General features: G+C 58.6%; 3 protein-coding genes. All 3 read left to right on the forward strand.

Annotation, left to right across the window (positions count from 1 at the left end; all coding sequences use genetic code 11):
- The first annotated feature begins 776 nt into the window (after positions 1-776).
- The 3 genes from QZ302_RS10025 to ftsY all read left to right on the forward strand — a co-directional run bounded on the left by QZ302_RS10025 (position 777) and on the right by ftsY (position 4,221).
- Positions 777-1,004: a DUF6485 family protein gene (locus tag QZ302_RS10025; protein ID WP_365320722.1), complete on the forward strand. Its 228-nt coding sequence runs from the start codon at positions 777-779 to the stop codon at positions 1,002-1,004.
- A 593-nt stretch (positions 1,005-1,597) separates the two neighbouring features.
- Positions 1,598-3,214: an ATP-binding cassette domain-containing protein gene (locus tag QZ302_RS08780; RefSeq protein ID WP_294594552.1), complete on the forward strand. Its 1,617-nt coding sequence runs from the start codon at positions 1,598-1,600 to the stop codon at positions 3,212-3,214.
- A gap of 20 nt (positions 3,215-3,234) precedes the next feature.
- The gene (gene ftsY, locus QZ302_RS08785; RefSeq protein WP_294594553.1) at positions 3,235-4,221 is read left to right on the forward strand and encodes a signal recognition particle-docking protein FtsY; all 987 of its coding nucleotides are present in this window, start codon (positions 3,235-3,237) and stop codon (positions 4,219-4,221) included.
- Positions 4,222-4,492 lie beyond the last annotated feature (271 nt).

A 4,492-nucleotide genomic window follows, 5' to 3' on the forward strand; every position in this document is an offset into this window, starting at 1 on the left:
GGCGGGTGCCGGGGGCGCCAAGGACGAACCCGGCAGCCTTGGGCGGTGAACGAGGCGCTGCTTTTGCAACCCTTTAGGGTCGCGCGGGCCGGACGCCTCCCCCTCGGGAGGCCCGCAACCTGCCGCTTGCGCGTCAAGAGTTGCTGTACCTCCCGGGCGTCCGGCCCACTAGGTTACCAAAAGTATGGTAGAAGCACCGGTTACTTGGGGTAGATCTTGTAGGGTAGAGGTAGCTGGTTGTTTAGGGTAGTTCCGGCCAGCCTTCGCGTGCCTCTCGTTCCTGTTTATTTCGAGAGGCAACGCAGCTGAAGACCGCCAGCTCGGGATGATGCACTGCTGGGGTAGATGACTGCCGAGTCGAAACCCAAATACATGCCGTCGAAGCCGCTGATTGCGGAGCTCCAACTGAATCCGTTGTTTCCGATGTGCATTAGATCACCCCATTGAGCAAGATTGCCCGCGTCGCGGAAGCCCGGGGCGGTTTTCTCCGTTTATTCCGAGAGGCAACGCAACTGAAAACCGTAAGCGCGTCCGTCTGCAGCACAAGGATTAAGTATCGTGGTGCTGAATCCTAAAAACATGCCATAAGGATCACGAATAGTGGAAGTCCAACCGTACCCGAAATGACCGATGACGCCCGCTACACCCGTATGGTTGAAGCGGTAGCCCGGGGCGGGGGATTGGCAAAATTTGACACCAAACAAGACAGAAATTCCCTCCTCCGGACACATCTATGACGATACCATACCTTGAACATAATACTTACTCCCAAAGCCATGGAATGTAAACAAGGCCCTCAGAATGCGGCTTGTCCGTGTAGCGCCACGGGATGCATCCGTCACGGATACTGCTGTCAGTGCGTGGCGCATCACCGCAGCAAAGGACAACTCCCGGCCTGCTTTTTTCCGAAAGATATTGAACTTACCCACGACCGGTCGATCGAACGTCTGGTCGCCACCTTTGCCGAACGCGGCGCGTGGTGGAGAAATCCCGGAGCAAAATAGAGAGCGATAAAAAGGGATCGGAGTGCGATAAATCCTGAGAGGCAACGCAACTGAAAACCGTGGCCGCGATTGTGCGCGTTGCTGGGGTTGAGGTTCTGCGTGTTGAAGTCCAAATACCGCACCGTGACGTCGTCCGTCACCGGCGTACACGACCAACTGTACCCGTTGTTGCCGATGTTCCTTGCTATGCCCTCCCAGCCCGCGCGACCGAAGTCGCGGTAGCCCGGGGCGGGAACCGCGCACGGCGGCGTGTTGCGAGCGACCGCTTTTTGAGCGACGACGGCAACTCCCCCTCTCAAAATTTGGGGGAGCGCGGCCGGTCGCCGCAGGAAATAACTACCACCTCTCGAACCGCAGCAGGAGAGGGCAGTGGGACGCTGAATTTATCGTTCGCCCTGCCGGAACGCATACGCTCCGGCACTCCGGAACCCGTCTGCTCCGATCCCGGTACCACAAAGAAATAAAAAATCACCGCTCGCTCCTCCGGCCGATTGCCGGATATTTTGGGTATCTTTGCCTTTCACTACCTTTTACGAACCCCTCCGCCCCCGGTGGCGAGGGGGCTAATCAATTGAAATAGCTTTAATAGACAAATGATTACGGTATCCAACTTAGAAGTCCAATTTGGCAAACGCGTCCTGTTCAAAGACGTCAATCTGAAGTTTACGCCCGGTAACTGTTACGGTGTGATCGGGGCCAACGGCGCAGGGAAATCGACCTTTCTGCGCGTGCTCGCCGGCGAAGTCGATCCGACGCGCGGCAGTGTCGCGTTCGGGCCCGGCGAACGGCTCTCGGTGCTGAAACAGGACCACTTCGAATTCGACGAACACACCGTGCTGGATACCGTGCTGATGGGCCATCAGCCGTTGTGGGAGATTATGCAGGCCAAGAACGCCATCTACGCCAAGGAGGACTTCTCGGACGAAGACGGGCTGCGGGCGGCGGAGCTGGAGGAGAAGTTCGCCGAGATGGAGGGGTGGAATGCCGAGAGCGATGCGGCGGAGTTGCTCAGCGGGCTGGGGATCAAGGAGAGTCTGCACTATTCGCTGATGGGCGAACTCAACGCCAAGGAGAAGGTGCGGGTGCTGCTGGCTCAGGCCCTGTTCGGGAAACCGGACAACCTGCTGCTCGACGAGCCGACCAACGACCTGGACGTCAATACCATCATGTGGCTCGAAAACTACTTGTCGAACTACGAGAATACGGTGCTCGTGGTGTCGCACGACCGCCACTTCCTCGACGCGGTGAGCACGCATACCATAGATATCGACTACAGCGACATCAACCTCTTCGCGGGGAACTACAGCTTCTGGTACCAGTCGAGCCAGTTGGCCGCCCGGCAGCAGGCCCAGCAGAATAAAAAGGCCGAGGAGAAGCGGAAGGAGCTCATGGAGTTTATCCAGCGTTTCTCGGCCAACGTGGCGAAGTCGAAACAGACCACTTCGCGGAAGAAGATGCTCGAAAAGCTCAACATTGAGGAGATCAAGCCGTCGATGCGGAAGTATCCGGGGATTATCTTCCAGCCGGAACGCGATCCGGGGACGAAGATTCTGGCGGTGGATGGGCTGACTTACTCCACGCCGGACGGTGAGACGCTGTTCCGCAATCTGTCGTTCACGATCGAGAAGGGGGACAAGGTGGTCTTCCTCTCGCGCGAGCCGCGGGCGGTGACGGCCTTGTTGGAGTGCATCACGGGCAACGTCACGCCGGAGGCCGGGATGATCGAATGGGGGGTGACCATCAAATCGGCTTATCTGCCGGTCAACAACACGGCGTTTTTCAACTCCGACCTCTCGATTATCGACTGGCTGGCGCAGTATTCGCCGGACACGAGCGAACTCTTCCTGCGGGGCTACCTCGGGAAGATGCTCTTCAGCGGTGAGGAGGTCTACAAGAAGGTGAGCGTCCTGTCGGGGGGCGAAAAGATGCGTTGCATGATCGCCCGGATGATGATCGAGAATCCGAATACGCTGGTGCTCGACTCGCCGACGAACCACCTCGACCTGGAGTCGATCCAGGCCTTCAACAACTCGCTGGTCTCGTTCCCGGGGATCGTCCTGATGACGTCGCACGACCACGAATTTATCGAAACGGTGGCGAACCGGATTATCGAAATCACGCCTAATGGAATGGTGGACAAGTACATGGAGTACGACGAGTATATCCTGAGCGAAAAGATCCGGGCGCAGCTGGATGGGTTGTACCAATAAAAATTCGGTTTGATATTCCTATGAGTATATTCGATCTGTTTCGGAAAAAGGACGCCGACGAAGCGCAGCAGGGGACGCTCGACCGGGGACTGGAAAAGAGCCGCGAGGGAATATTTTCCAAGCTGTCGCGGGCGCTGGTGGGGAAGTCGCGGGTCGACGAAGAGGTGCTCGACGAGCTCGAAGAGATTCTCATTACGGCCGATGTGGGGGTAGATACGACGTTGCACATCATCGAGCGTATCGAAGCCAGAGTGGCACGGGATAAGTATCTGAATGCGGAGGAGTTGAATGCGATTTTGCGGGAGGAGGTGACGGCGCTGCTGGCCGAGGCGCCGGCGGCGACTTCGTCGTCCGACCTGGGGATGCTGTTCGAGAAGGATGCGGCGGGCAATCCGTTCGTGCTGATGGTCGTGGGGGTCAACGGGGTGGGGAAGACGACTTCGATCGGCAAGCTGGCGGCGCGGCTGACGGCGGCGGGCAAACGGGTCTATCTGGGCGCGGCGGACACGTTCCGTGCGGCGGCGATCGACCAGTTGGAGGTGTGGGCCGAGCGGGCGGGGGCGAGGTTGGTGAAGCAGCAGATGGGGGCGGATCCGGCTTCGGTGGCGTTCGACACGCTTTCGGCGGCGAAGGCGGCGGGGGCGGATGTGGCGATTATCGACACGGCGGGGCGGTTGCACAATAAGGTCAATCTGATGAACGAATTGACCAAGATTCGGAACGTGATGCAGAAGGTGGTGCCGGATGCTCCGCACGAGGTGATGTTGGTGTTGGATGGTTCGACGGGGCAGAATGCGTTCGAACAGGCGAAACAGTTCGCGGCGGCGACGCAGATTACGTCGCTGGCGATCACCAAGCTGGACGGGACGGCCAAGGGGGGTGTCGTGGTGGGGATTTCGGAACAGTTTCGGATTCCGGTTCGGTATATCGGTGTGGGCGAGGGGATTGACGATCTGCAGGTGTTCGACGGGGCCCGGTTCGTGGCTTCTCTTTTCGGAGATCGGTGAGCGGAACGGCAGTGTCCCGTGGGGGCTTTTGTTCGGTATAGGTGGGGCCCGCGCGGACAAAGGTTGGGCGGTCGGCAGCTGGATGATGCGTTAGCATCCGTCTAAAGTTTCTTTGGTTCTTTCTGTTCACAACCGACGCTGCCGGCGAGGGCAATGCAAACGCAGTTTGCCAATTGCCGAGCGGCGAGGAGGAATCGAGTAGCGTACCGAGGGCAGAGACCGCTTGCGGGCTTTGCCGAGGTAGCACGAGGAAGACGAAGTCAAAAGGTAC

The organism is uncultured Rikenella sp. (genome assembly GCF_910579375.1).
Lineage (GTDB): Bacteria > Bacteroidota > Bacteroidia > Bacteroidales > Rikenellaceae > Rikenella.